The organism is Microvirga flavescens (assembly GCF_003290125.1).
Taxonomy (GTDB): domain Bacteria; phylum Pseudomonadota; class Alphaproteobacteria; order Rhizobiales; family Beijerinckiaceae; genus Microvirga; species Microvirga flavescens.
This window is the reverse complement of sequence record NZ_QMKH01000003.1, coordinates 127,440-152,694: the sequence shown is the minus strand read 5'-3', so window position 1 is coordinate 152,694 and position 25,255 is coordinate 127,440. Positions and strand designations below refer to the sequence as shown.

The window sequence follows — 25,255 nt, the reverse complement described above, 5'->3', positions numbered from 1 at the left end:
ATGTCGGATCAAAGCCTGCTTAGCCGCCTGACGAAGGCTCCCCGCGTTTCCGACCAGAAACGCGCCAAGGCCCGATTGAAGGAGCTGGTGGAACGCACCAAGCGCGAAGAGGAGGCTTCGGCCCTTCTTGCCGCCCTTGAGTCCGAGGCACTTGCCTCTCTTCTTTTGGGCATCGCGGACAACTCGACCTTCCTTTGGCAGTTGGCCGTCACCGATCCCGTGCGACTGGCCCGGCTTGTTCTCGACGCACCTGAGAGCAATCACGAACTCATCGTTTCCGAGCAGGCTAATCTTTTCCGGCACTACCGCGATGGCGAGTTGAGCCGCGATGAGGTGGTTCGCCAGTTCCGGCAGAACCGCAACGCGCATGCCCTTCTCGTTGCCCTTGCCGATCTTGGCGGCGTGTGGAGCGTCGAGCGCATCATTCAATCCCTCTCCGACTTCGCCGATGCCTCCGTTCGCGGCGGCGTCAACATGGTGCTGACGGAAACCGCCGAACTCGGACGCATTCTTCTGCGCAATCCTGACGACCCCGGAGCGGAGTCAGGGTTCACGGTGCTCGCCCTCGGCAAGCACGGAGCGGGCGAGCTCAATTATTCGAGTGATATTGATCTCGTCGTCTTCTTCGACCCTGAGACCGCGCCGTTGCCTGATGGGGCCGAAGCTCCGACTGTCTATACGCGGATCGCGCAACAGCTCGCCAAGCTTCTTCAGGAGAGAACGCCGGACGGTTATGTCCATCGCGTCGATTACCGCCTGCGTCCCGATCCCGGATCGACACCCACCGCCGTATCGCTTCCCTCCGCCTATATTTACTACGAAACTGTCGGGCAGAACTGGGAGCGCGCCGCGCTCATCAAGGCACGCCCCGTGGCGGGCGACATTCCACTCGGTGAGCGCTTCCTTCAGGATCTGCGGCCTTTCATCTGGCGAAAGTATTTCGACTTCGCCTCGATTGCCGACGTCCATGCCATGAAACGGCAGATCCATGCCGTGCGCGGGCACGATGAGATCGCGGTCGCGGGGCATGATATCAAACTGGGGCGCGGCGGCATTCGCGAAATCGAGTTCTTCGTACAGACCCAGCAGCTTGTTTTCGGGGGCCGTCGCCCGGGACTGCGCGGGCGGCGCACTCTCGACATGCTGACGGCGCTTCTGGCCGAGGGCTGGATCACCGAGAAGGCGCGAGACGAGTTGTCGGACGCCTATCGCTTTCTGCGATCCATCGAACATTGCCTGCAGATGGTCGCCGATGAGCAGACGCAACGTCTCCCCTCCGATGAAAAGCAGCTTCTGCGCTTTGCGAAGTTCTGTGGCTTTCCGACTGTCTCCGCCTTCGGCAAGGCGCTGACCCGCCAGGCCAAGATCGTGCAGAAGCACTACGCCTTGTTATTCGAGGAAGGGCCTGAACTTGCTTCAGAGGTCGGCAGTCTCGTTTTCACAGGCACCACGGACGACCCGGACACGTTGGCGACGCTTCGCCGGCTGGGCTTCGAAAACCCTGAGAGGGTTGCGGAAACAGTCCGTGGTTGGCATTTCGGCCGCCGGTCGGCGATCACAAGCCAGCGCGCGCGTGAAGTGTTGACGGAACTCGTGCCGGCACTGCTATCTTCCCTTGGCGGAACGGCCGATCCTGACGGCGCACTTGCGGCTCTCGACAGCGCCTTCGGCAGGATGCCCGCCGCTGCGGAGCTTTTGACGATCTTGCAATCGCACGACCGCCTTCGCCTGCTCTTTGCCGATCTTCTCGGCACGGCCCCGCGTCTGGCGGACACGGTGGCGCAGTCGCCGCACGTTCTCGACACGCTCATCGACCCGGCCTTCGTCGTTCCGTTGACGGACGAGGAGGGCATCGAGGAGCAGGTTCGCCAGATCATCGGACAGCCGACAGACTACGAGGAGTTTCTCGACCGTGCGCGGGATGCCGCGCGCCAATTGCGCTTCGTCAATGGCGCGCGATTGCTCTCCGACATCATTTCTCCGGCTCAAGCCGGAGAAGGCTATGCCTCTATCGCGCAGGCGCTGGTCCGCGTATCCTTCGAGGAAGTGCGAACGCTCTTCGAGGCTGAGCATGGCACAGTGCCCGGCGGCAAGATTGCGATTCTTGGCCTTGGGCGTCTCGGCACACGCGAGCTGACAGCTGGCTCCGATCTCGATCTGGTCGTGATCTATGACTACGATCAGGAACGGCGAGAAAGCTCGGGCCCACGTGCTCTCGATGCCGTTGTCTACTACACGCGTCTCACGCAGCGCCTCGTTGCGGCGTTGACCGTTCCGACGCGCCGCGGGCGGCTTTATGAGGTCGATCTGCGTCTGCGTCCGCAGGGCGGCAAGGGGCCTGTCGCCTCGCAGTTCGAAGGTTTTCTCACCTACCAGAAAGCAGAAGCGGACCTGTGGGAGCACATGGCGCTGACGCGCGCCCGCGTGCTCGCCGGCGATGCTGAGTTCGGGCAACAGGTCGCAAAAGCGGTGACGGACATCGTGGCGGCAAGGCGCGGCCGCAAGAAAGTCTGCAAGGAAGTCGTCGAGATGCGCGATCTCATTGCCCAGGAGAAGGGCGATGACGATCCATGGGATTTGAAGCTGGCGCGAGGCGCTCTCACAGATCTCGACTTCATCGCGCAGGCCCTCATTCTGGCTCACGCGCATGAACATCCAGGCTTGCTCAACGTTGCCTGTGAAGACGCCTTTTCTGAAGCCGCCAAGCAGGATCTTGTGACCGCTGAGAACGCACAGACGCTTATCGAGGCGCACCGCCTGTTCAATGCCGTCTTCCAGTGGCAACGCCTGACGATTGAGGGCCGTTTCGATGCGGCGGCTGTGAGGCCTGCGATCCTGAAGCGGCTGGCAACCGTGGCCGGGGTGCCGAATGCAAAGGTTCTTCTGGCAACCTTGAATGAGAGCCGGGAGAAGGTGCGGGCGATCTTCGAGAGCACCCTCAAGTAGGCAGAGGCATTTCCTCTCTTTTCGAGAAACCGCGCCTCTGGTGATCTTTATGCAGCGGCGTCGGCGAGAGCGATATCGGCGCTGGTGGTTTCCGTGAGCGGCAAGTGGACCAGCACGATGGTGCCGACGCCTTCCTGGCTCTTGATGCGCAGCGAGCCGCCATGCAGTTCCGCGAGGGAGCGGGCGATGGCAAGGCCAAGTCCCGAGCCCTTGTAGCTCTTCGAGAACTCGGTTTCGACCTGCTCGAAGGGGCGTCCCAGCTTCTGCAAGGCGTAGGCCGGAATGCCGATGCCGTTGTCCTCGACATAGATGTTGATGGCGTTGCCCGCCTGACGGGTACGGACCGTGATGCAACCGCCGTCCTTGGTGAACTTCGTGGCGTTCTGCAAGAGGTTGACCAGGATCTGATGCAGGCCGCGCTCGTCGGCGAGAACTGAGACGTCCTCCGGATCGACGTCGACGGTCATCGCGAGGTTTTTCGCCTTGATCTGCTCGCCCACGAGCTTCAGCGCGCGATGCACAGCGCCGTTCACTTCGACCTTCTGCTTCGTCAGGGTCGTGCGGCCAGCCTCGATGCGCGACATGTCGAGAATGTCGTTGATGACCGAGAGCAGATATTCGCCGCTCGAGCGGATATCCGAGCAATATTCCTCATACTTGTCGGAGCCGAGCGAACCGAAGATGCCGCTCTGCATCACTTCCGCAAAGCCGATGATGGCGTTGAGCGGCGTGCGCAGCTCGTGGCTCATGTTGGCCAGGAATTCGGACTTGGCACGGTTGGCACTTTCGGCTTGCGCCTTCTGGTCGAGGTAACGTTCTGCGAGATCGGCGAGCTGATGCGTCTGTGCTTCGAGCTTCTGGCGCGACTGCTTGAGGTCCAGAACGGAAGCGATCAGCTCCTTCTCGGACTCCACCAGACGATTCTCGTGGCGCTTGAGCGCGGTGATATCGGTGCCCACCGAGACGTAGCCGCCATCCTTCGTGCGGCGTTCGTTCATCTGCAGCCAGCGGCCATCGCCAAGCCGTGCTTCGAAGCTGCGCGCGCCGTCGTCCTGTTTGCCCTGACGGAAGAACTGATGCTGGATCTCCGGCGGACGGCCGAGGGCCATGACCTCGTCATAGGTCTTGCCCTGGAGGTCAGCATTCTCCGGCAGCTCATGCAGCTTGTGGAACTTCGAGTTGCAGAGCACGAGGCGATTGTTGGCGTCCCACAAGACGAAGGCTTCGGAGATCGTCTCGACGGCGTCGTGCAGGCGGGCATCGGCGCGGGCGGTCTTCTCTTCGAGACCCCGCTGCTCGGTGACGTCCACGGCAATACCGACGAGATGGCTCGTCTCGTCATCGGGATCGTTCATCAATTCGGCGCGCGCACGCAGCCACACCCATTCGCCATTGGCGCTGCGGATGCGGAATTCGTAGTCAAGGAGAGACGTGCTCGCGGAGGCAAGTTGCTCGGCGAGGGCGTAGAGATCCTGATCCTCCGGATGGATCATCACATTGACTTCGCCGAAGGAGAGGAACTCGTCGCGGCGCTCGTAACCGAGCAGGTCGTACATCGAGTCCGACCAGTAGATGCGCCCGCGTCCGATATCCCAATCCCACAAGCCACAGCGGCCGCGATTGAGCGCGGAGTCGATACGGTCGCGAACCTTCTCGCAGACCTCGTCGGCGGAGCGTGCACGGTTGGCCTGCATCACGTAGGCAAGGCCGATGCCGAGAAGAACCAGCGCGGTTGCGCCGAGCAGGGAAATCTGTCCCAGCGTGCGGCCCCACCATCCCGAAAGAACGCGCGGCAGGGGCTGCACGATGGCGATCTGTGCAGAAGAAGCGTGAAGAGAGCGGACGGTAGCGATGCCGTCATTGCCGTCGATGAGCTTGATCGTCATCACACCAGCACGGTCGGCGAAAATCGTCAGCGGCTGCGCATCGCCCAAAAGGTCAGACAGGGACGACGGCATCGCGATCCCGGCAGGATAGACCGCCTGAACCACGCCAGCATGATCGGTCAGGAGCATCACGCGGCTGCGCAGAAGGGCTGCCTGCGGCATGCTCTGAGCGAGTTCAGCAAGTTGCGTTGAAGCTTCCACGCGATCGACAGGTGTCGCCTTGCCAGTGAGCTTTGCCGCTGCAAGAGAGGCGATCACGTCGATGTCGTTGATCGCATCGAGGACGGTTTCCTCGCGGCTGTTGCGCACCTGAAGCCACGCGCTCGCGATGAGCATGACGATAAATAGAGCGAGAACAGCGGGAACCGCCAGACGAAGCCAAGCCTCGTACTGCTCCAACCGGCGATAAACCGGGTTCGCGAAAGTTCGCGTAATGCCTAGAATCGTGCCCGCACGCGCGGGTACGCACGCGGTTGTCGCCCCCGCCATGCGAATCCCCCCTCGGAATCCATTTCGCCCTGTGATCGGAAGGACGTGCCGCATCTCTCCGAATCACTAACAATAGAATCACGCGCGAGTGATTTGTCTAGCTCTCCAGGCGGCTAGATTAACGAAAAATTTTGAAATTCTTGCCGCCTAAGTTTAGGCAAGAAGAAAAGCTTGTTTTGTAAGGCTTTGTGGCGGAATCAATCTAGCGTGCGCTGCACGATATCGCTCGCATCGCGGGATAAATCAGGTTTTTGCCTGATACGAAGCAGGGTGTTTTGCGCCCGGGCGCGTCGGGTGTTCTCCATCATCCGCCACGCACTGAAGGCAGTGAGCAGTCGGGCAGAGAGCTGCGGGTTCAGTTCATCGACGCGCAGCACAACGTCGGCGAGGAGATCGTAGCCAGCACCGTCCGCACGGTTGAACTGCGATTGGTTCAACATCGAGAAGCTGCCGACGAGGGCGCGCACACGGTTCGGATTGCTGAGGGAGAAGGCCTTGTGCCCCATGAGCATCTTGACGCGCTCCAGCGTCTCAGACTCGGGGATCATGGCCTGCAGCGTAAACCATTTGTCGAGGACGAGGGGCTCGTCTTTATATTGTGTCTCGAAAGCCGCCAGAGCGTCCTCCCGCGCCTGTCCCGGGATAGTCGCCAGCACACTCAAGGAGGCCAGCTGGTCGGTCATATTGGTTGCGGCGTTGAACTGCTCGCGCGCGAGCTTTTCGCCGAGGGCCTTGTCCGCATCGGCAATCACGCCAAGGGCGACATTGCGGAGCGCGCGCCGCCCGGCGCTCTTCGCGTCGGGGCTATAACGGCCCGATGTCGCGAGGGATTGCAGCAGCCCTTGAAGCGGAGCCGCGCATTCCTGGCCAATGCGCTGCCGCAGAGTCAGGCGGGCTGTGTGGATCGCATCCGGATCGATGTTGGACGCAAGCTCCTGTGCGATGTCGCTTTCGCTCGGGAGGGAGAGAACCAGCGCCGCAAAGGCGGGGTCCTTCTCACCATCGCTCTCGACGAAAGCCCGAAGGGCGCGCGCGAGATTGTCGAATTCCTCTTGCCCGACCGTCTCGCCTTTTGACAGGCGAACCAGAATCCGCATGGCGAGGCTCTGCGTAGCTTGCCAGCGATTAAAGGCGTCGCTGTCGTGCCGCAGCAGGGAGAGAAGGTCGCTGTCAGGAAGGTCGAAGGAGATTTTGACGGGAGCCGAGAAACCGCGAAACAGCGAGGGCACCGGCCGCGACGTAACATTGGTGAAGGTCAGGCTGTCCTCACCCTTCTCGAAGATGAAGACCCCGTTTTCGTCGACACGGTTGCAGGCGGCGTCGATGGGCTTGCCATCTTCCGCGACGAGACCGAGGGCGACCGGAATGACCATCGGCGACTTCTGGTTCTGGCCCGGCGTCGACGGCGTCTCCTGCTTGAAGGAGAGCGTGTATGTCTGGGCCTTGGGGTCGTAATCGCCCTTGACCGTCACACGCGGCGTTCCCGATTGGGCATACCAGCGGGAGAAGTGGGACAGGTCGCGCCCGGTGACTTCCGCGAAAGCTCCGAGAAAATCCTCCACCGTGGCCGCCGTTCCGTCGCAGCGGTCGAAATAAAGATCCATGCCGCGCCTGAAGTCAGCGTCGCCGATGATGGTCTTCAGCATGCGGATGACTTCGGCGCCTTTCTCGTAAACGGTCGCGGTATAGAAGTTGTTGATCTCGCTATACTGCGTCGGACGCACCGGATGGGCGAGGGGGCCCGCATCCTCCGAGAACTGCCGCGAGCGCAACACCTTCACTTCCGAAATCCGATGAACGGCGCGCGAGCGCTCGTCGGATGAGAATTCCTGATCGCGGAAGACCGTCAGACCTTCCTTGAGGCAGAGCTGGAACCAGTCACGGCAGGTGACGCGGTTGCCCGACCAGTTGTGGAAATACTCGTGCGCGATGATGGCCTCGATATTGGCGTAGTCCGTATCCGTCGCCGTCTCCGAGCTTGCGAGCACGTATTTGTCGTTGAAGATGTTGAGGCCCTTGTTCTCCATCGCGCCCATGTTGAAATCGGACACGGCAACGATGTTGAACACGTCGAGATCGTATTCCCGGCCGAACACGCGCTCGTCCCAGCGCATGGAGCGCTCGAGCGCGTCGAGCGCGTAATCAGCACGGTCCTCCTTGCCGGGCTCCACATAGACGCCGAGATCGACATTGCGACCGCTCATGGTGGTGAAGCTTTTCCCCACCTTGCCGAGCTTTCCGCCGACGAGGGCGAAGAGGTAGGACGGTTTGGGATGCGGATCGTGCCACACCGCATAGTGGCGGTTGGTGCCCTCGATGATGCCCGCTTCGACCGGGTTGCCGTTCCCGAGCAGGACCGGCGCTTCATCGCGGTCGGCTTCTATGCGCGTGGTATAGACGGCGAGAACGTCGGGGCGGTCGAGGAAATAGGTGATGCGCCTAAAACCGTCCGCCTCGCACTGGGTGCAGTAGTTGCCGTTGGAGCGATAGAGCCCCATCAGCTTGGTGTTGGCGGTCGGGTTGATCTCGGTCTCGATGGTGAGCGTGAAGGGTTGCTGCGGCGGGCGGGCAATGGTCAGCCCTTTCGGCGAGGCTACGAATGCTTCCGCCGGCAGCGGCTGCCCGTCGAGAGACAACCCTTTCAGGTTCACTTCATCCCCGTCGAGCACCAGAGGCGCCTCGGCGCGGCCGTGAGGATTGGGCCGAAGCGCCAGCGCCGCTGTGACACGCGTCGCGGTGGGGTGCAGCCGCACATCGAGATCGACCCGGTCGATGAGGAACGGGCTCGGCTCATAATCCTCAAGGCGGATGACGGGGGCGTTCTCGGTGCGCATGGGCTGATCTCGGTGTTTTTTTCAGGCGCGCATCTTCCGATGCGCTGTCCTTGTCCTAAGTCCCAGCGCTGATATCGACAAGCCCGCCCTCATCGCCAAGACACGGGCAGGGCACTCTTTTGGAGGATATGCGATGAATCCGGTGGTCTGGTTCGAAATTCCTGTCAACGATCTCGACAAGGCGAAGGCCTTTTACGAGGGCGTCCTCGATCTGAGCTTGAGCCTTCAGGAGATGGGGCCGGCCAAGATGGCCTTCTTCCCCATGAAGGATCAGGCGGAGCCGGGCGCCGCTGGCACCCTGGTCAAGTCCGATGGCTATGGGCCCTCTGAAAGCGGCACTCTCGTCTATTTCGAAGTTCCCGACATCGAAGGCACGTTGAAGAAAGTCGGCGAAAAGGGAGGCAAGACCCTGATGCCGAAAACCAGCATTGGCCAATATGGCTTTATCGGCCATTTCGTGGATTGTGAGGGCAACAGGATCGGGCTGCACTCGATGTAGCGATCCTTTTTCTTCATGGGCGTGCAGCCGGGGATTGCTTTTTCAAGCCATCTCCGGCTAGCCCTTGCGGCTGGATCGATAACGGAGACGTTCCTTGCACTATCTGCACACGATGGTTCGTGTCTCGAACCTTGACCAGTCCCTGGGCTTTTTCTGCGGTCTTCTCGGGATGGTTGAAACCCGCCGCATCGAGAATGAGAAGGGCCGCTTTACCCTCGTTTTTCTGGCGGCCGACGAGGATGCCGCGCGGGCAGCGCAAGGGGCCCGCGTTCCTTTGCTGGAGCTCACCCATAACTGGGACGAGCACGAATATGCCGGTGGCCGCAACTTCGGCCATCTCGCCTATCGTGTCGCCGATATCTATGCGACCTGCCAGAAGCTGATGGATGCAGGCGTCACCATCAACCGTCCGCCGCGGGATGGCCACATGGCTTTCGTGAAGACCCCCGACAATATTTCCATCGAGCTTTTGCAGGAGGGCGAGTCGAAGCCGCCGCAGGAACCCTGGGCCTCGATGCCGAACACCGGCACCTGGTAAGGATTGGGAGCTTCGGCTTTGCAAAACGGCCCGTTTGGGCCGTTTTTTATTTGAGGTGAACGCTATTGCGAAATCTCTCCACTCGGTCATTCTATTCCGTTCATGACAAGAACCGGCGAGAACCGGTGGAGGAACGACGTGAGACGTGAAGTGATCCGCTTTTTGCGGAGGGGAAGGCCGGTCGAGCTGAAGGGTTTTGACCCGCGCACGACACTTCTGGACTATCTGAGGCTTGAAGAGCGCAGCACTGGCACCAAGGAAGGCTGTGCCGAGGGGGATTGCGGAGCCTGCACCGTGGCGCTCGGGCGCGTGCGCGAGGGCAAGCTCGTCTATGAGCCGGTGAACGCCTGCATCCTCTTGCTCGGCCAGGTGGACGGCGCAGAGGTCGTCACGGTGGAGGATCTCGCGTCCGAAGAGGGCCTGCACCCGGTTCAGGCTGCGATGGTCAAGAACCATGGCTCGCAATGCGGCTTCTGCACACCCGGCATCGTCATGAGCCTTTTCACGCTCTATCAGCATGCGCCGCGCCCTGTCTCTCGCGAGACCGTCAACGATACTCTTGTCGGAAATCTCTGCCGCTGCACGGGTTATCGTCCCATTCTCGACGCAGCGCTCGAGGCTTGCGCGGATGCGCCTGCCGATAGCTTCACCGCAATGCTGAGCGAGCGTGCGGCCCAACTCGCCGCCATTACTGATGGGCGGGATGTCTTTGTTGGCGACGCCACGAGCTTCTTTGCCGCTCCCGCGAGTGAGGATGCGCTGGCAAAGCTTTATGCGAACCATCCCGACGCGACCCTTGTCGCCGGCTCCACGGATGTCGGCTTGTGGATCACGAAAGCCATGATGGATCTCAAGAAGATCATCTGGCTCGGTCGTGTGGCAGGTCTCGATCGCATTGAGTATGGAAACGACACGCTTTCCATCGGCGCGACGGTGACGCACGCCAAGGCTCTTCCCGCTCTTTCCGGAATCGATCCCGATCTCGGCGAACTCATGCGCCGTTTCGGTTCAGCACAAGTTCGCGCTTCCGGCACTGTCGGCGGCAACATCGCCAACGGCTCGCCCATCGGGGATCTCGCACCTGCGCTCATTGCGCTTGGCGCGACGCTCGAATTGCGCAACGGGGCCACGACGCGCAATCTTCCCTTAGAAAATTTCTTCATCGCCTATCGCCGGCAGGATCGCGCGGAAGGTGAGTTCGTGCGCGGCGTGAGCGTTCCGAAGCTCAAGGCCAACGAAGCCTTTCGCGCGTACAAAGTTTCCAAGCGTCTGGACGAAGACATTGCCGCCGTCATGGGCGCGTTCAGGTTCACGCTTGAAGGGCGCACGATTGCCGATGCGCGCATCGCGTTCGGCGGCATGGCGGGAACGCCGAAGCGCGCGGCCTTGACGGAGAAGGCGATGTTCGGCGCTTCCCTTGATGACGCATCGTCGTGGGAAGCAGGCTTTGCCGCGATGGCGCAAGACTACCAGCCGATGGACGATCACCGCGCTTCGGCGGCTTATCGCTCCACAGTAGCGCGCAATCTTCTCCTCAAAGCCTTGAGCGAGATCGCCAATGGCGCGAGCGCCGCGACACGGCTTGTAGGCCAGCGCGAACCGTTGCAGGCGGCGGAGTGATGGCCATGAATGCTCCTCACAAACCCGCCGATGCTGAAAGTCTGCGCCACGTCCGCCAGTCCTTGCCGCACGATTCCGCCACGAAACACGTTCAAGGCGCGGCGCAGTATATCGATGATATCCGTGAGCCGGAGGGAACGCTCCACGTCGTTCTCGGCCAATCGCCCAAGGCGCGCGGGCGCATCGTTTCTCTCGACCTGTCGGCCGTCAAGGCAGCACCCGGTGTAGTCGCTGTTCTGACGGCGAAAGATATTCCCGGCAAGAACGACATCGCGCCTTCTCTAGCCGACGATCCGCTCTTCGCGGAGGGCGAAGTCAGCTTCCTCGGGCAGGCACTCTTTGCCGTCGTTGCGACAGAGCGGGATCTTGCGCGCCGCGCGGTGAAGCTTGCGCGCATCGAGATTGCAGCCGAACGTCCGAGCATCACAGTCGAAGATGCGCTTGAGCGCAACGAAACTGTTCTGCCGGATTACGCTTTCGGGCGTGGCGATGCGAAGGCGGCCATCACGCAAGCGCCGCACCGGCTCGATGGAGAATTCCGCATCGGCGGGCAGGAGCATTTTTATCTCGAAGGCCAGATCGCGATGGCGATCCCGGGAGAGGATGGCGATATCTTCGTCTATTCCTCGACTCAGCACCCGACGGAGGTGCAACACGTCGTCTCCCGCGTGCTCGGCATTCCCGATGCTTATGTGACATGCGAAACGCGCCGCATGGGTGGCGGCTTCGGTGGCAAGGAAAGCCAGGCGACGCAATGGGCGGTGACGGCGGCGCTCGCCGCGCGTGTCACCGGCAAGCCCTGCAAGATCCGCCTCGACCGTGATGACGATTTCGTTCTCACCGGCAAACGGCACGATTTTCGCTGCGATTGGTCAGTTGGCTTCGATGACGAAGGCCGCATTCAAGGATATGCCGTCGACCATCTCGCGCGCTGCGGCTATTCGGCGGATCTGTCCGGTGGCGTGGTGGATCGCACCATGTTCCATTCGGACAATGCCTATTGGCTGGCTGCTGTGCATGTCGGCTCGCGGCGTTTGAAGACCAACACAGTCTCCAACACTGCCTTTCGCGGTTTCGGCGGTCCGCAGGGCATGCTCGCCATCGAGCAGGTGATGGACCGCATCGCCTGGGAGATAGGGCGCGATCCGCTCGATGTTCGCTATGCCAATTTCTACGCACCCGACAGCAACCTCACGCCGTTCGGCATGGAGGTTGAGGAAACCGATACGCTCATCGATCTGGTGCGGACGCTCGAACAAACGAGCGACTATCGCGCACGCCGGAAGGCCATTGCGGAATTCAACGCGTCCTCGCCGATCCTCAAGCGCGGAATCGCGCTGACGCCGGTGAAGTTCGGCATCAGCTTCACGCTGACACAGCTCAACCAGGCCGGTGCTTTGGTGCATGTCTATCAGGATGGTTCGGTGCACCTGAACCACGGCGGTACCGAGATGGGGCAGGGGCTCTATATCAAGGTGGCGCAGGTGGTGGCCGAGGAATTCGGCATCGGCATGGAGCGCGTGCGCATCACCGCGACATCGACCGCGAAGGTGCCGAATACATCCCCTACCGCCGCGTCCTCCGGTTCCGATCTCAACGGCATGGCCGCGCGCATCGCGGCGGCGGCCATCAAGGCGCGCATGACGGCTTACGCGGCAGCAGCTTATGGCGTGCCGGAGGATCAGGTCTCGTTTCGCGACGACAGGGTTTTCATCGATAACGAGAGCCTGACTTTCACCGAACTGGCGAAGAAGTGCATCGCCGCGCGTGTCTCACTCTCGGAGGCGGGACATTACAAGACGCCGAAGATCCACTGGGATCGTGAGAAGGCGCAAGGCCGCCCGTTCTTCTATTTCGCTTATGGCGCGGCTTGCGCGGAGGTCATCGTCGATACGTTGACGGGCGAGAACAGGGTGACGCGGGTGGATATTCTCCACGATGTCGGCAAGTCGCTGAACCCGGCCATCGACATTGGGCAGATCGAAGGCGGCTTCGTGCAGGGCATGGGTTGGCTGACGACGGAGGAACTCGTCTTCGACAAGGAAGGGCGGCTGCTTACGCACGCGCCCTCCACCTACAAGATCCCTGTCGCCTCCGATGTTCCTGAGGATTTCCGCGTGGCGCTTTTCCCGAGCGCGAACCGGGAGGACACCATCTATCGCTCCAAGGCTGTGGGCGAGCCGCCCGTGATGCTGGCGAACAGCGTGTTCTGCGCGCTGACCGACGCGGTTCATTCCCTCGATCCGGCAAAGCCCGTGCCTCTCAACGCGCCCGCGACGCCCGAGGCGATCCTGAGAGCGTGCGAGGCCGTGCGTGGGAGGCCTATGACGTGAGGGTCTGGCAACGCCTGGCGGAGATCGTCGCCGAGCATGGTGCGGCGGCGCTCGTCAGCGTGCATGAGGTCAAGGGCTCGACGCCGCGAGAAGTGGGTGCGCGCATGATTGTGCGGGCGGACGGCGCGTTTTCCGGCAGCGTCGGCGGTGGCCAACTCGAATGGCGGATGATGGCGGTGGCGCAGGCCATGCTGACCGAAGGCCGACCCGTCGCAAAAACCGTCGATCAGGCTTTGGGGCCAGCCCTCGGCCAGTGCTGCGGCGGCGTGGTGAAAATGCTGGTCGAAGTTTTCGATCGCGGCGATCTGGAGACCTTGCGAGCGTTGAGCGTGGTGGAACGCGAAGGCGTGTTCGAGACCGAATGCTTCTTTGCGCAAGGGCGTGTGGTGCGGAAGATTACTCGCCAAGAATCCGGGGCTGCAGCCGAGGGTGTTTGGCGCGAGACACACGGCGAAGCGCGCATTCCGCTTCTTCTTTTCGGTGCCGGCCATGTGGCGCGCGCGCTCGTTCTGGCGCTCGCGCCGCTGCCTTTCTCCGTCCGCTGGATCGACAATCGCGAGGATGCCTTTCCCTCGCGCATGCCCGAAAACTGCACCGCAATCCTGTCTGAAGACCCGACCGCCGAAATCGACGCCGCCCCGGACGATGCCTTCGTTCTCGTGATGACGCACGATCACGCGCTCGATCTCGCCATTACGGCAAGCGCCCTGCGGCGGCCCTTTCCCTATGTCGGCCTGATTGGCAGCGAAACCAAACGCGCGCGGTTCGAGCGGCATTTTCGTGATATCGGCACCGCGCCCGAGCGCATCCGCTCGCTGATCTGCCCGGTCGGCATCGCGGGCATTCGCGGCAAGGAACCCGCGATCATTGCCGCTTCCGTGACTGCTCAACTCCTTCAGGTGGCCGAACAGGGGCGCAACTGACCCCTCTCGCCTCTTTCGCCGTCAGCGGGTATGAGTGCTTCCCATGAGCAATATCGATACAAACGACCAGATCTACATGGCGCGCGCCGTCGAGCTGTCGCGCCAGCATATGGAAGCGGGCGCGGGCGGGCCTTTCGGCGCGGTAATCGTGCGCGATGGCAAGGTGATCGGGGAGGGGTGGAACGAGGTCACTTCCACCAACGATCCCACGGCTCACGCCGAAGTCGTCGCCATTCGCAAGGCTTGCAAGGATATCGGCGACTTCTCGCTGGAGGGTGCGACACTTTATGCCAGTTGCGAGCCATGCCCCATGTGCCTCGCCTCGGCCTATTGGGCGCGCATCTCCCGCATCGTCTTCGCCAATTCCCGCCAAGAGGCCGCCGCCATCGGGTTTGATGACAACCTGATCTACGAAGAAATCCCCAAGCCCATCGCGGAGCGCGCCATCCCCACCCTCCATGCTCCGAACAAGGACGCCAAGGCGGTTTTCGCCGCATGGATGGCCAAGGCGGACAAGGTAGAATATTAGAGCGATCATATCCTTCTCATCTGAACAGGCGTGAGAGCACCATGTCCCGAGCCGTCACCATCGTCCGCAAGCCCGCCGTGAAAGCCGACCGCGTGGTCGATCAGGTTTCGCTGAATTACGCCGCGCGCAGCCGCCGCCACTTGCACGTGACGGGCGAGAAGGGCATCGCCTTCTTGGCCGATCTCGAAATGGAGACGGTTCTCAACGACGGCGACGCCTTCAGGCTGGAGGACGGGCGTCTTGTGCTGGTGAAGGCGGCGGCGCAGCCCCTGCTTGAGGTGAAGGCGGAGAACCCTCTGCGGCTCACGCGGCTCGCCTGGCATCTCGGCGGGCGTCACGCCCTTGCGGAGGTGACGGCGGACGCGGTCTATGTGGAGAACGATCCGTCCCTCGCGGAGCTGGTGCGCGGGCAGGGGTGCACGGCAAGCCCGGTCGAGCGCCCGTTCCAGCCCGAGCGCAGCATCCATGAATGCGCGCACGATCATGGGGATGGGCATCATAACCATCACGGTCACAACCATGACCACGGTCATGAGCATCACGACCATGAGCACGGTCACGCCCATGTTCACGATCATCATGATCATGGCGAGGGCTGCGGCTGTGGTCATCACCACAAGCATGGGCACTGAACCGTCCCTTCGCATGTGAATGCGGGGCGGGTTCAAGCGAACGGATCGCCTCATGTCCAAGACGACGCGCGCGACACAGGCTCTGCAAAAGGCGGGCATCGCCTTCGATGTCGCGACTTACAATTACGATCCCAATGCCGATCGCATTGGCCTGCAGGCCGCCGAGGCCATTGGCGTGGAGCCCGCGAGGGTTCTCAAGACATTGATGGTTGAAGTCGACGGCAAGCCCGCTTGCGTGGTGGTGCCTTCGGATCGTGAGGTCAACCTGAAGAAGCTTGCCGGAGCGTTCGGCGGCAAGTCGGCGCAGATGATGAAGCCCGCCGATGCCGAGCGCATCACCGGCTATCATGTGGGCGGCATCAGCCCCTTCGGCCAGAAGAAGCGCGTGCCGACTCTCATCGACGAAAGCGCTTTCGCGCATGAGCGCGTTTTCATCAATGGTGGCCAGCGTGGCCTTCAGGTCAACCTCGATCCGCGCGATGCGCTAAAGGCGATCGAGGCGAAGAGCGCTTCGGTCACCTGAGCGGCAAAGTCAGCCGTGCTTGCGGAAGTTCTGAAGGCTGTCTGCCCGTGGCCGGGGCGCGGGCGCGTGGCAACTCGGGAGTGCCTCCGCATGGGCCAGCTCTTCGATGATCGGGCAATCGGGGCGCCCGTCGCCGTGGCAGTTCTGCGCGAGATGGCGAAGCGTGTCGGCCATGCTCTGCAATTCCCGCATCTTGCGTTCCAGCGCATCCACATGATCGAGCGCGATCCGCTTCACGTCCGCGCTCGCGCGGCTGCGGTCATGCCAGAGGGTGAGAAGATCGCCGATCTTCTCGACCGCGAAGCCGAGATCCCGCGTACGGCGGATGAAAAGCAGCGTGCTAATGTCGTTGTCGGAATAGACGCGGTATCCCGCCTCCGTCCGCGCCGGAGGCTTGATGAGGCCGATCTGCTCGTAATAGCGGATCATCTTGGCGGAAACGCCAGAGGCCGCCGCTGCTTCGCCGATATTCATCGCCATCTCCCGAAAAGCATCGTTTCCCTTCAATAAGGGTTCCAATGATGGGAAGGTCAAGGGCTTTGCCGGTCAACCGCCCCGGGAGGCGAAGAAACGGGCGAAGGCGGCCTGCGCCTCCTCCGTCTTGAGCCTGTTCAGGAACTGTTCGCTCTCGAAATCGAAGGTGGCTTCGATCTCCGCCCGTTCGGCCCGTTTGAGCATGGATTTCGACAGCCGCAGCGCCGAAGGAGGCTGTGCGCAGAGGTCGGCTGCCGTGGCGAGAGCCGCCGCCAATGCCGCTCCGGGCTCGGTCACCGCCGTCAAAAGACCGGCCTCGAGTGCCTCGGCGGCATCGAAGGGCTTGCCTTGCAGCAGCCATTGCGCGGCCTTGCGGGCACCGGCAAGGCGCGGCAGCAGCAGGCTGGAGGCGCCCTCCGGACAGAGCCCCAGGGCCACGAAGGGCAGCCGGAAGTTCGCGGTCGCGCCCGCAAAGGCGAAGTCGCAATGCTGCAGAAGCGTGACGCCGATGCCGACGGCATGGCCCTCCACGGCGGCCACCACCGGCACGTCGAGAGCGTTCAGGGCTCGCAGGAAGGCGATGGGCGGAAGATCGCCGCCGTTTTCGCCGGAGGCGTTCTGAAAGTCGCGAAGGTCATTCCCCGCCGTGAAATGCTCGCCCGCTCCCGTGAGCACCACCGCCGAGATGCCGAGATCCCCTTGCGCCTCCCGCAACGCCTCGGCCAGGGCCCGGTAGGTGGCGCTGTCGAGAGCATTGCGGCGCTCCGGACGGTTGATGGTCAGGCGAAGCACCCCGCCATCCCGCTCCTTCAACAATCCTGCGCTCATGCGAATGCTCTCCCCTGCCATTTATGGCTTTCGCTTATAACATCACGCCTGCAGAGGCGTGGATAGGCCGCAAAGGGTGGGCATTGGAGAGCAGGTGGCGGTATGCTAACGAACCGCACGAATTTCGCGTGGTTTCAAAGCTCCGGGCCGAACCCGGCCTGACGGTTGAGGACATGGATTACAAGCTGAGCGTCGCCCCCATGATGGACTGGACGGACCGGCATTGCCGGTTCTTCCATCGCCTCATGACGCGCCGGACATGGCTCTATACCGAGATGGTGACGACGGGGGCCGTCATTCACGGCCCGCGCGAGCGGCTGCTCGGCTTTGACGATGCGGAGCATCCGGTCGCCGTCCAGCTCGGCGGTTCCGATCCGCGTGAGCTGGCGGAAGCGGCGCGCATCTGTGCGGACTTCGGCTATCGCGAAATCAACCTCAATGTCGGCTGCCCCTCGGATCGGGTGCAGGATGGCCGCTTCGGCGCATGCCTCATGCGCGAGCCGGCCCTTGTGGGCGAATGCGTGTCCGCCATGAAGGCGGCGGTGAGCCTGCCTATCACGGTGAAGTGCCGCATCGGCGTGGACGACCAGGACACGGAAGAGGCGCTGAACAACCTCACCGACAGCGTCGTCGCGGCTGGTTGCGACGAGCTGATCGTGCACGCCCGCAAAGCGTGGCTTCAGGGTCTTTCGCCGAAGGAAAACCGGGACATTCCGCCCCTCGATTACGGGCGCGTGTATCGGCTGAAAAAAGCGCGTCCCTCTCTGCCGATAGCCATCAACGGCGGCATCCGCACTATCGACGAAACGAAGGAGCATCTTTCGCATGTCGATGGCGTCATGATCGGGCGCGCCGCGTATCATGAGCCGGAACTGCTGCTGTCGGTTGACGAGGAGATCTTTGGTGAGAAGGGGCCTGTCGCCGATGCCTTCGAGGCTCTTGAGGCCTTCGAGCCTTATGTCGCGGCCCGTCTGGCCGAGGGTGCGCGGCTCCATGCCATGACCCGCCACATTCTCGGGCTCTTCACGGGACGGCCCGGCGCGCGGGCCTTCCGCCGCCACCTCGCCACGGAAGCCACCAAGCCCGGAGCAGGATTGCAGACCCTGCGGGATGCCATCACCCACGTCTCGCGGAGCGGCGGCCCGTTCGAGGACGCGGCTTAGAGCATGGTCTAGGTAAAAACAGGGATCTTCCACCGCACGGTGCTTGCCCCCGCCTGGAATTCCCGCCACACATCCTCCCTCAATCGATCTGACGGAATTCCTCCCATGTTCGGCATCTCTCCCATCGAATTGGCCTGGCTGGCCGCCGCCCTTCTGGCAGGCGGCGCGATCACGGGGCTTCTGGCCGGCGTGTTCGGCGTCGGGGGAGGGGCTGTCGCGGTTCCCGTTCTCTATGAGCTTTTCCGCATTCTCGGCGTGCCCGAGGAGGTGCGCATGCCGCTTTGTGTCGGCACCTCGCTTGCCATCATCATCCCGACCTCGATCCGCTCGTTCCGGGCCCACCTCGCCAAGGGCGCGGTGGATATGACGATCCTGCGCGTCTGGGCGGTGCCGGTGGTCGTCGGCGTCATCATGGGCAGCTTTGTCGCGCGCTATGCTCCCGCCGATCTGTTCAAGATCGTGTTCGTGGTCGTCGCGGGCGTCGCCGCCATTCGCCTGCTGTTCGGCAAGGATAGCTGGCGCTTCGGCACGGACATGCCGGGGAAGGCCATCATGACGCTTTACGGCTGGGTCATCGGCGTACTCTCCGCGCTCATGGGCATTGGCGGCGGCATGCTCTCCAACATGTTCATGACGTTCTACAGCCGCCCGATCCATCAGGCGGTCGCGACCTCCTCGGGGCTCGGCGTGCTGATCTCGATCCCCGGTGCTCTCGGCTACATCTATGCAGGCTGGCCGCGCGCGGCGGAGTTTCCGGACGTGGCGGCCCTGCAACCGCCCTTCGCCATCGGCTACATCTCGCTGCTCGGATTCCTGCTGTTCATTCCGACGAGCGTGTGGATGGCCCCCATCGGCGCGCGGCTGGCGCACCGTCTCTCGAAGCGTCGCCTCGAACTCGCCTTCGGAATCTTCCTGCTCCTGATCAGCGGCCGCTTTGCGTATAGCTTGCTGGTCTGATTGGTCTTGCCGGGTTCTTTGGGGGCCCCTGCGCTTGGCAGCTCTTGAATGCTATCTTTGATAGAGAATTATCACGAAAACAGCGTGTGATTGAATTGCGTGATAAAGCGCACACGCTGTCTAAAACCAGTTCGATAATGCTTTGTTATAACATGTTTTATGTTACGCTCTTCCAGCGTTGATCCTTAAACGCGATCTCACTCAGGAGAGTAAAATGGCTATTCGCAAGAGCCTTCTCGCTTTGACGCTCCTGGCTTCGTCGCTGTACGCGACCCAAGCTAGTGCAATCTTCTCGTATGGAGAGCGTCCCCCGCCAAGAGGCCTGAATGGCACCGCTGTGACTGGGCTCACCGACCAGGAGCTTGCTGCCGGTGTCACATACGGCAACAACGAGTCGAAGGCTGCGATGCTGAAGAGCGTCGTTCTGCCCGACGGTTCGCGCGTCCTCGTGAAGTAATCATAAAAAAACAGGGAGCCCTTTCGTTGTGAGACGAGAGGGCTCTTTTTTATTCATGCGTAGTGTCATCGCTTTCGCCGTCCTTTTTTGCGCTGTCATGTCCTTGAAGGCCGTCGCTGCCCTGGAGGGCAGCTTCGAGGCGCAAGACATGGATCTCGTGCTCAAACTCAGTGACGGTCGCGTATTGAGGGGAGAGACCCTGAGCGGCATGACGCTTGTCGTCGGCAAGGGGGAACGCGATACCGAAATCCGGATCGACGGTGTCGCGCTGGAAGCCCACGTGAAGGAACTGCCCATCACCTTTTACCGAATGTCGGTCAAGGATCGGGAAACAGGGGTCTATAGGGAGCTTTGCGAGCGCGATCCCGATGGTGAGCGGGCCGCCTTCGCCTATCCTGATGGCGCGCGCGGTTTTTCCCTGACCTGCACCAGCGGCGCGGAGGGTAAATGCATTCTGCTCGGCTATTTCCCTTGGAAGGACAGCGCAGGCGTCCCCATGTCCGATTTGCATCGGGCCTGCATTCACATGATGCGCGCAGACTATGGTGGCGATAACAAGCCGACTGCGAGAAACGGCACCCCGATCAATATCATCGACCGCTTTGGAATTCAGAACCCCGGCCATGTCGCTTCAATGGAATTCGAAGCGGCCTGGGGACCTGACGGTGCGATTTGCGTCGCGCACCCACGTGTCGCGGACAATGTCACCTTTGAACAATTGGCTGAACGTTATCCTCAATTGCGGGGACGTCTAGGTCCTCACGTTTGCTATGAACAAGTCATGCGCTCAGATCCGCGCGCACTGATCTTCAACGAGTCGGTGCTGACCTGGCGTACAAGGAAATAGGCGCGGCCCTTACGCGTGAGCATTAGCCGGACTTGTCGCCCGCTTTCATGAAAGCCTCGCGCATCCGCTCGGGCAGGATCGCCATGATTGCGAGGCGTTCCTCCTCGCTCATGTGATACCAGTTCCCGATTTCCTCACGCGTGCGGCCGCAGCCTTCGCATAATCCCGTTTCGGGATCGACGATGCAGACGCGGATGCAGGGGCTGGAAGCGCGGGTCATGGCTCTTCATGTCGTCATGGATGAGTGGCGATCAAGAGCCCGAGCATCGCGGCGATTTCCGCCACCTGCTGGGTTGCTCCGGCGACGTCGCCCGTCTGCCCGTTGAGGTGCCGCGCTGAAATTCGCGTCATGGCAAGGCCGGTCAGCGCCGGGCTGATAAGCATCAGGCCGATGCCGGGGCGGGGGAGGTCGACGCACCACCCGAGGGCGATCGCTATGAAAGCGGCGAGGATCGCGGCGAGCCAGTATGCGTCCCGCGAGGGCTGCCCGACCGCATGAGACGCGCCGTCGTGGCGGGCGGGGGCCAGGAAGACGAGTGGCGTGAGCCCGGCGGTGCGTGACAGGGCCGCGCTCGCAATCACGACCAGCGCGGCGGGAACAGGGTCGAGCCGCGTGGCGAGGGTCGCCAGAATGCCGACGCGCAGAAGAAAGCCGAGCGTGAGCGCCGAAGCGCCGAACGAGCCGAGGCGGCTGTCCTTCATGATTTCGAGCCGCCGCGACAGCGTCGCGCCGCCGAAGCTGTCGGCCATGTCGGCAAGGCCGTCTTCATGGAACGCGCCGGTGATGAGCGTCATCGTGGCGACGGACAACGCGGCGGAAACCCAGGGCTCCAGATCGAGGAGGAGGGCGCCTGCGAGAATCAGCGCGGGCAGAAAGCCGATGATCGCGCCGCCGAGGGGAACCACTCGCGCCATGCCATTGATGTCGGGCGCGGCATGGGGATCGGTTTCCCAGGGCAGCCTCGGTACTGGAAGGCGTGAATAGAAGCGCAGGCACGCCGCGAGGTCGCACAGAACAGACTGCCATGCGTTTAAGGAAACGCTCGCCTTCGCCTGATCATCGCTCAACATGCTTCACCCCGTGCCGAACCGCCGTTATAGGTCGCGTAACATTCCTTCGGAAACGAGATTCTCTTATTTTCCGCATGATCCGGGTGAACAACCGGTTTCCACTTGTTCTGATCATGCTCAGTGCCGGACCTTATCATGACCGATGCCGCTTCCTCGCCTTTCGACGACATTCGCCGTCTGATCGTTTCCATGCCCGGCCCGGACGAGGCGGCCATCGAAGCCGTCCGCCTGCGGGACCGCCAATTGACCAAGCCCGCCGGAAGCCTCGGCCGCCTCGAGTGGATCGCGGAATGGCTCGCCGCCTGGCAGGCCAAGCCCCTGCCATCCGTCGACCGTCCGCTGGTTTGCGTCTTCGCTGGCAGCCACGGGGTCGTGGCCCGGGGAGTGTCGGCTTATCCCTCCGAAGTCAACCGGCAGATGCTGGAGAACTTCGCCGCGGGCGGTGCAGCGATCAACCAGATCTGCGGGGCCTACGGCCTCGGTTTCAAGGTTTTCGACCTCGCCCTCGACATGCCGACGCAGGATTTCACCACCGGCGCGGCGATGGACGAAAAGACCTGCGTGGCGACGATGGCCTTCGGCATGGAGGCGATTGCCGGCGGCACCGATCTTCTCGCCGTCGGCGAAATGGGCATCGGCAACACGACTTCCGCCGCCGCGATCTATGCTGCTCTCTATGGCGGTGCGGCGGAGCATTGGGTCGGGCGAGGCACGGGTGTCGATGAAGAGGGCCTGAAGCGCAAGGTCGCCGCCGTGGAGGCGGCGCTCGAACATCACGCCGCGCACCTCAAGGACCCGCTCGAAATCCTGCGCCGCCTTGGCGGACGCGAAATCGCCGCCATCGCGGGCGCGATCCTTGCCGCGCGCCAGCAGCGCATCCCTGTCATTCTCGATGGCTATGTCACGACGGCGGCGGCGGCTGTTCTCAACGCCATTCACCCCTCGACCCTCGATCACTGCGTTGCCGGCCATCTCTCAGCCGAAGGGGCGCACAGGGATGTTCTGGAGCGGCTTGGGAAGATCCCGCTGCTCGCCCTCGGCATGCGTCTTGGCGAAGGCAGCGGCGCGGCGCTCGCCGCCGGTCTCGTGAAGGCCGCCGCCGCGACGCATCGGGACATGGCGACCTTCGATCAGGCGGGCGTGTCTACGAGCCTCTCGTAATCAAGAAGCCATTCGTCATGAGGCGCTTCGCCCATCGGTCGCAGCCGCGGGGCGGCAATCTTCGCGGGTTTCTGGCCGCGCTGATCGCGATAGGGCTCGCCGCCCTTGCCGGTGCCCTGTTCGAGCCGAGCGAGCGCGAGATCGCGGGGCGTGCCTTCGCGGTCGATGGCGATACGCTGCGCATCGAGGGCAAGACCATCCGCCTCAAAGGCATCGACGCGCCGGAGCTGCACCAGTCCTGCCGCAGACAGGGCCGCGCCTATCGCTGCGGCGAGGCGGCGCGGCAGGCTCTTGCGGACATGGTCGCGGATCGCATCGTCGAATGCAGTGCCGCCGGTCGCGACCGCTATCAGCGCGTGCTGGCTTCCTGCACGGTTGAGGGAGAAGACATTGCTGCCCGCCTCGTCGGCGACGGACAGGCGTTGTCTTATGGGGATTATCGCTTTCAGGAGGCGCGGGCGCGCCTGAGTGGCGTCGGCCTCTGGGCAGGCGAATTCGAGCGCCCTCAGGACTGGCGGCAGCAGAACGGACGATAGAGCGTCAAGGTACGGCTTCCGCTGAAGCGCGAGTATCTCTATCTTCAGTTGCGGCGGATGCGTGCAAGGTCTCGTCGCATCCACGGTTTATTCGTCGAAGGGCGGCACCATGCGCATGAACTACGTCATCATCGGTCTCGCGACGTTGCTTGTCGTGATCGGCCTCTACATGTCGTCCGATCCGCAGCAGGCAGAGCGTCTGTCGCAGATGTATCGCGATGTCGCGCTCACCGGGCAGGCGCGCGACATCGCGCTGTTCGCCGCCGCCATCGTCATCGGCGGCTTCATTCTCTACCTGACGGTGACCCGTCGATGATGGGTTACCGGTCGAGACGGGCGATGAGGCTCGACGTGTCCCACCGGCGTCCGCCCATGCCCTGCACTTCGGCATAGAACTGGTCGACAATCGCCGTCACGGGAAGGCTCGCTCCGTTCTTGCGGGCCTCCTCGAGGCAGATCGCCAGATCCTTGCGCATCCAATCGACGGCGAAGCCGAAGTCGAACTTGCTCTGGTTCATGGTCTTGCCGCGGTTCTCCATCTGCCACGAACCGGCGGCGCCCTTCGAGATCACGTCGATGACCGCCTCGATGTCGAGCCCGGCCTTCTTGCCGAAATGGATGCCTTCCGCGAGGCCCTGAACGAGGCCGGCGATGCAGATCTGGTTGATCATCTTCGTGAGCTGCCCGGAGCCCGACGGCCCCATGAGGCGGCAGGCTCGCGCGAAGCTCATGATGACGGGCTCCGCCTTGGCGTAAGGCTCTGCATCGCCGCCGCACATCACCGTCAGCACACCGTTTTCCGCGCCTGCCTGACCGCCGGAAACGGGAGCGTCGATGAAGAACGCGCCCTTGGCTTTCGCGGCCTCATGAAGCTCCTTGGCGACGCCTGCGGAGGCCGTGGTGTTGTCGATGAAGATCGTGCCCGCGCGAAGGCCGTGAAAAGCGCCGTTCGGGCCGATGGTGACTTCGCGCAGGTCGTCATCGTTGCCGACGCAGGCGAACACGAAATCCTGCCCCTCGGCAGCTTCCTTCGGCGTTCTCGCAGCCTTGCCGCCGTTTTCGGAAACCCACTTCTCCGCCTTCGCGAAGGTGCGGTTGTAGACGGTCAGCTCATGGCCCTTGCCGGCGAGATGCCTGGCCATCGGGTAGCCCATGACGCCCAGACCCAGGAAAGCTACCTTCGCCATCGCTCATCTCCGAATTGTTTCGAAAGCTGTTTTATGGAGGCGACGCTTAAGGGTCAAACGCCCCGGCGCGGCGCGCTACTTGATATCAAACGAAAAGTATTTCTCGCGAATGCGATCATAGGTCCCGTCCGCGATCACGCGATGGATCGCGTTGTCGAACGCGGCTTTGAGCTGCGTGTCTTCCTTGCGTAAGGCGATGGCATAGGTGTCATAAGGATAGGGAGGATCGCGCGGCACGTCGGCGATGAAACGGCAGCACGCGCCCTCGCGGCTCTCCAGAAACTTCGCCAGCGTGGGCTTGTCGCCGAAAACCAGATCGAGCCTGTCGGTCAACACGTCGAGATTGGCTTCCTCAAGCTTGGCGTAGAGCTTGATGTTGGAATTCTTGTAGTGCTGCGCGAGATATACGGCCGCTTCGCTCCGGTCGGTCACGCCGATGGATTTTCCCGCCAGAGCTTCCGGCGTGACGCTCTTCACATCGAGCGGCTTCTCGCCGATGAACGACATGGGGACCTTGTAGTAGGGTTCCGAGAACGCGAGGCGCTTTTGCCGCCGTTCCGTAATCTCCACCGAGGACATGATCGCATCATAGTCGCGGTTGAGGAGGGCCCGGAATATGCCCTCCCACTCGTGGGTCACGAGCGTGCATTTGGTTTCCATCGCGTCGCACAGGGCTTTTGCCAGATCGACCTCGAAGCCTTGCAGCTCGTTATTCTCAAGGTAATTGAAGGGCGGGTATGCCCCTTCGATGGCGATGCGGACCGGTGCTTTTTCCTGGGCGGCAAGGGACGCGGTCAGGCCGAGCCAGACCAGAAGGCTCAA

24 protein-coding genes are annotated in these 25,255 nt (G+C 62.4%); 16 read left to right on the top strand and 8 right to left on the bottom strand.

Annotation, left to right across the window (positions count from 1 at the left end; genetic code table 11):
* On the top strand, positions 1-2,946 hold the full coding sequence (locus DQW91_RS08010) for a bifunctional [glutamine synthetase] adenylyltransferase/[glutamine synthetase]-adenylyl-L-tyrosine phosphorylase (RefSeq protein ID WP_112663082.1): 2,946 nt from the start codon (positions 1-3) through the stop codon (positions 2,944-2,946).
* A gap of 47 nt (positions 2,947-2,993) precedes the next feature.
* Here the strand turns inward: DQW91_RS08010 and DQW91_RS08005 are convergent, their stop codons facing one another.
* Both DQW91_RS08005 and pepN read right to left on the bottom strand, forming a co-directional pair.
* The gene (locus tag DQW91_RS08005; protein WP_112663081.1) at positions 2,994-5,321 is read right to left on the bottom strand and encodes a PAS domain-containing sensor histidine kinase; all 2,328 of its coding nucleotides are present in this window, start codon (positions 5,319-5,321) and stop codon (positions 2,994-2,996) included.
* A 197-nt stretch (positions 5,322-5,518) separates the two neighbouring features.
* Positions 5,519-8,155 carry an aminopeptidase N gene (gene pepN / locus DQW91_RS08000; protein WP_112663080.1) on the bottom strand — a complete coding sequence of 879 codons (2,637 nt, stop codon included), beginning with the start codon at positions 8,153-8,155 and terminating at the stop codon, positions 5,519-5,521.
* A gap of 133 nt (positions 8,156-8,288) precedes the next feature.
* Here pepN and DQW91_RS07995 point away from each other — a divergent pair, with 133 nt between their 5' ends.
* The 8 genes from DQW91_RS07995 (at position 8,289) to ybaK (ending at position 15,752) form a co-directional block, all read left to right on the top strand.
* The gene (locus DQW91_RS07995) at positions 8,289-8,654 is read left to right on the top strand and encodes a VOC family protein (protein WP_112663079.1); all 366 of its coding nucleotides are present in this window, start codon (positions 8,289-8,291) and stop codon (positions 8,652-8,654) included.
* A 94-nt stretch (positions 8,655-8,748) separates the two neighbouring features.
* Positions 8,749-9,192 carry a VOC family protein gene (locus DQW91_RS07990; protein WP_112663078.1) on the top strand — a complete coding sequence of 148 codons (444 nt, stop codon included), beginning with the start codon at positions 8,749-8,751 and terminating at the stop codon, positions 9,190-9,192.
* Positions 9,193-9,330: 138 nt separating this feature from the next.
* Positions 9,331-10,812 carry a xanthine dehydrogenase small subunit gene (xdhA, locus tag DQW91_RS07985; RefSeq protein WP_245410951.1) on the top strand — a complete coding sequence of 494 codons (1,482 nt, stop codon included), beginning with the start codon at positions 9,331-9,333 and terminating at the stop codon, positions 10,810-10,812.
* A 5-nt stretch (positions 10,813-10,817) separates the two neighbouring features.
* Entirely contained in the window at positions 10,818-13,145 is a 2,328-nt protein-coding gene (gene xdhB / locus DQW91_RS07980; protein WP_112663320.1) for a xanthine dehydrogenase molybdopterin binding subunit, read from the top strand.
* The gene (gene xdhC, locus DQW91_RS07975; protein ID WP_112663319.1) at positions 13,142-14,068 is read left to right on the top strand and encodes a xanthine dehydrogenase accessory protein XdhC; all 927 of its coding nucleotides are present in this window, start codon (positions 13,142-13,144) and stop codon (positions 14,066-14,068) included. The genes xdhB and xdhC overlap by 4 nt, the downstream gene beginning before the upstream one ends.
* Positions 14,069-14,111: 43 nt before the next feature.
* Complete coding sequence (locus DQW91_RS07970; RefSeq protein ID WP_112663076.1) at positions 14,112-14,597, top strand: nucleoside deaminase; 486 nt, start codon at positions 14,112-14,114, stop codon at positions 14,595-14,597.
* A gap of 41 nt (positions 14,598-14,638) precedes the next feature.
* The gene (locus DQW91_RS07965) at positions 14,639-15,229 is read left to right on the top strand and encodes an urease accessory protein UreE (protein WP_112663075.1); all 591 of its coding nucleotides are present in this window, start codon (positions 14,639-14,641) and stop codon (positions 15,227-15,229) included.
* Between the two features lie 52 nt (positions 15,230-15,281).
* Complete coding sequence (gene ybaK, locus DQW91_RS07960; protein ID WP_112663318.1) at positions 15,282-15,752, top strand: Cys-tRNA(Pro) deacylase; 471 nt, start codon at positions 15,282-15,284, stop codon at positions 15,750-15,752.
* 9 nt (positions 15,753-15,761) lie between these two features.
* Here ybaK and cueR read toward each other — a convergent pair whose 3' ends face one another.
* Together cueR and DQW91_RS07950 are read right to left on the bottom strand one after the other, a co-directional pair.
* Entirely contained in the window at positions 15,762-16,226 is a 465-nt protein-coding gene (gene cueR / locus DQW91_RS07955) for a Cu(I)-responsive transcriptional regulator (protein ID WP_112663317.1), read from the bottom strand.
* Positions 16,227-16,298: 72 nt separating this feature from the next.
* On the bottom strand, positions 16,299-17,054 hold the full coding sequence (locus DQW91_RS07950) for an enoyl-CoA hydratase-related protein (RefSeq protein WP_112663316.1): 756 nt from the start codon (positions 17,052-17,054) through the stop codon (positions 16,299-16,301).
* Positions 17,055-17,227: 173 nt separating this feature from the next.
* Between DQW91_RS07950 and dusA the strand changes: the two genes are divergently transcribed.
* From dusA to DQW91_RS07930, 4 genes are all read left to right on the top strand, one after another.
* The gene (dusA, locus tag DQW91_RS07945; protein ID WP_112663315.1) at positions 17,228-18,217 is read left to right on the top strand and encodes a tRNA dihydrouridine(20/20a) synthase DusA; all 990 of its coding nucleotides are present in this window, start codon (positions 17,228-17,230) and stop codon (positions 18,215-18,217) included.
* Positions 18,218-18,322: 105 nt separating this feature from the next.
* Complete coding sequence (locus DQW91_RS07940) at positions 18,323-19,174, top strand: sulfite exporter TauE/SafE family protein (RefSeq protein WP_112663074.1); 852 nt, start codon at positions 18,323-18,325, stop codon at positions 19,172-19,174.
* Between the two features lie 214 nt (positions 19,175-19,388).
* Complete coding sequence (locus DQW91_RS07935) at positions 19,389-19,631, top strand: hypothetical protein (protein ID WP_112663073.1); 243 nt, start codon at positions 19,389-19,391, stop codon at positions 19,629-19,631.
* 55 nt (positions 19,632-19,686) lie between these two features.
* Entirely contained in the window at positions 19,687-20,478 is a 792-nt protein-coding gene (locus DQW91_RS07930; RefSeq protein ID WP_112663072.1) for an ADYC domain-containing protein, read from the top strand.
* A gap of 22 nt (positions 20,479-20,500) precedes the next feature.
* On the opposite strand, the gene DQW91_RS07925 is transcribed toward DQW91_RS07930, so the two are convergent.
* Both DQW91_RS07925 and cobS read right to left on the bottom strand, forming a co-directional pair.
* Positions 20,501-20,698: a DUF1289 domain-containing protein gene (locus DQW91_RS07925; RefSeq protein ID WP_112663071.1), complete on the bottom strand. Its 198-nt coding sequence runs from the start codon at positions 20,696-20,698 to the stop codon at positions 20,501-20,503.
* Between the two features lie 14 nt (positions 20,699-20,712).
* Complete coding sequence (cobS, locus tag DQW91_RS07920) at positions 20,713-21,549, bottom strand: adenosylcobinamide-GDP ribazoletransferase (protein ID WP_112663070.1); 837 nt, start codon at positions 21,547-21,549, stop codon at positions 20,713-20,715.
* A gap of 135 nt (positions 21,550-21,684) precedes the next feature.
* On the opposite strand from cobS, the gene cobT reads away from it, so the two are divergent.
* The 3 genes from cobT to DQW91_RS07905 all read left to right on the top strand — a co-directional run bounded on the left by cobT (position 21,685) and on the right by DQW91_RS07905 (position 23,562).
* The gene (gene cobT, locus DQW91_RS07915) at positions 21,685-22,710 is read left to right on the top strand and encodes a nicotinate-nucleotide--dimethylbenzimidazole phosphoribosyltransferase (protein WP_112663314.1); all 1,026 of its coding nucleotides are present in this window, start codon (positions 21,685-21,687) and stop codon (positions 22,708-22,710) included.
* Between the two features lie 17 nt (positions 22,711-22,727).
* Positions 22,728-23,246, top strand: coding sequence for a thermonuclease family protein (locus DQW91_RS07910; RefSeq protein ID WP_112663069.1), 519 nt, complete (start codon positions 22,728-22,730; stop codon positions 23,244-23,246).
* A 61-nt stretch (positions 23,247-23,307) separates the two neighbouring features.
* Entirely contained in the window at positions 23,308-23,562 is a 255-nt protein-coding gene (locus DQW91_RS07905) for a hypothetical protein (RefSeq protein ID WP_112663068.1), read from the top strand.
* A gap of 4 nt (positions 23,563-23,566) precedes the next feature.
* Here the strand turns inward: DQW91_RS07905 and DQW91_RS07900 are convergent, their stop codons facing one another.
* Positions 23,567-24,433, bottom strand: coding sequence for an NAD(P)-dependent oxidoreductase (locus tag DQW91_RS07900; RefSeq protein ID WP_112663067.1), 867 nt, complete (start codon positions 24,431-24,433; stop codon positions 23,567-23,569).
* A 75-nt stretch (positions 24,434-24,508) separates the two neighbouring features.
* On the bottom strand, positions 24,509-25,255 hold the full coding sequence (locus tag DQW91_RS07895; protein ID WP_157961372.1) for a transporter substrate-binding domain-containing protein: 747 nt from the start codon (positions 25,253-25,255) through the stop codon (positions 24,509-24,511).

Bases quoted from the DNA above. Each gene is read 5' to 3' on its own strand.
- cobT (WP_112663314.1), top strand. From the start codon at position 21,685: ATGACCGATGCCGCTTCCTCGCCTTTCGACGACATTCGCCGTCTGATC.
- DQW91_RS07910 (WP_112663069.1), top strand. From the start codon at position 22,728: ATGAGGCGCTTCGCCCATCGGTCGCAGCCGCGGGGCGGCAATCTTCGC.
- pepN (WP_112663080.1), bottom strand. From the start codon at position 8,155: ATGCGCACCGAGAACGCCCCCGTCATCCGCCTTGAGGATTATGAGCCG.
- cueR (WP_112663317.1), bottom strand. From the start codon at position 16,226: ATGAATATCGGCGAAGCAGCGGCGGCCTCTGGCGTTTCCGCCAAGATG.
- DQW91_RS07940 (WP_112663074.1), top strand. From the start codon at position 18,323: ATGTTCGGCATCTCTCCCATCGAATTGGCCTGGCTGGCCGCCGCCCTT.
- DQW91_RS08005 (WP_112663081.1), bottom strand. From the start codon at position 5,321: ATGGCGGGGGCGACAACCGCGTGCGTACCCGCGCGTGCGGGCACGATT.
- DQW91_RS07950 (WP_112663316.1), bottom strand. From the start codon at position 17,054: ATGAGCGCAGGATTGTTGAAGGAGCGGGATGGCGGGGTGCTTCGCCTG.
- DQW91_RS07970 (WP_112663076.1), top strand. From the start codon at position 14,112: ATGAGCAATATCGATACAAACGACCAGATCTACATGGCGCGCGCCGTC.
- cobS (WP_112663070.1), bottom strand. From the start codon at position 21,549: ATGTTGAGCGATGATCAGGCGAAGGCGAGCGTTTCCTTAAACGCATGG.
- DQW91_RS07900 (WP_112663067.1), bottom strand. From the start codon at position 24,433: ATGGCGAAGGTAGCTTTCCTGGGTCTGGGCGTCATGGGCTACCCGATG.
- DQW91_RS07925 (WP_112663071.1), bottom strand. From the start codon at position 20,698: ATGACCCGCGCTTCCAGCCCCTGCATCCGCGTCTGCATCGTCGATCCC.
- DQW91_RS07930 (WP_112663072.1), top strand. From the start codon at position 19,687: ATGCGTAGTGTCATCGCTTTCGCCGTCCTTTTTTGCGCTGTCATGTCC.
- DQW91_RS07965 (WP_112663075.1), top strand. From the start codon at position 14,639: ATGTCCCGAGCCGTCACCATCGTCCGCAAGCCCGCCGTGAAAGCCGAC.
- dusA (WP_112663315.1), top strand. From the start codon at position 17,228: ATGGATTACAAGCTGAGCGTCGCCCCCATGATGGACTGGACGGACCGG.
- DQW91_RS07995 (WP_112663079.1), top strand. From the start codon at position 8,289: ATGAATCCGGTGGTCTGGTTCGAAATTCCTGTCAACGATCTCGACAAG.
- xdhB (WP_112663320.1), top strand. From the start codon at position 10,818: ATGAATGCTCCTCACAAACCCGCCGATGCTGAAAGTCTGCGCCACGTC.
- DQW91_RS07935 (WP_112663073.1), top strand. From the start codon at position 19,389: ATGGCTATTCGCAAGAGCCTTCTCGCTTTGACGCTCCTGGCTTCGTCG.
- ybaK (WP_112663318.1), top strand. From the start codon at position 15,282: ATGTCCAAGACGACGCGCGCGACACAGGCTCTGCAAAAGGCGGGCATC.
- DQW91_RS08010 (WP_112663082.1), top strand. From the start codon at position 1: ATGTCGGATCAAAGCCTGCTTAGCCGCCTGACGAAGGCTCCCCGCGTT.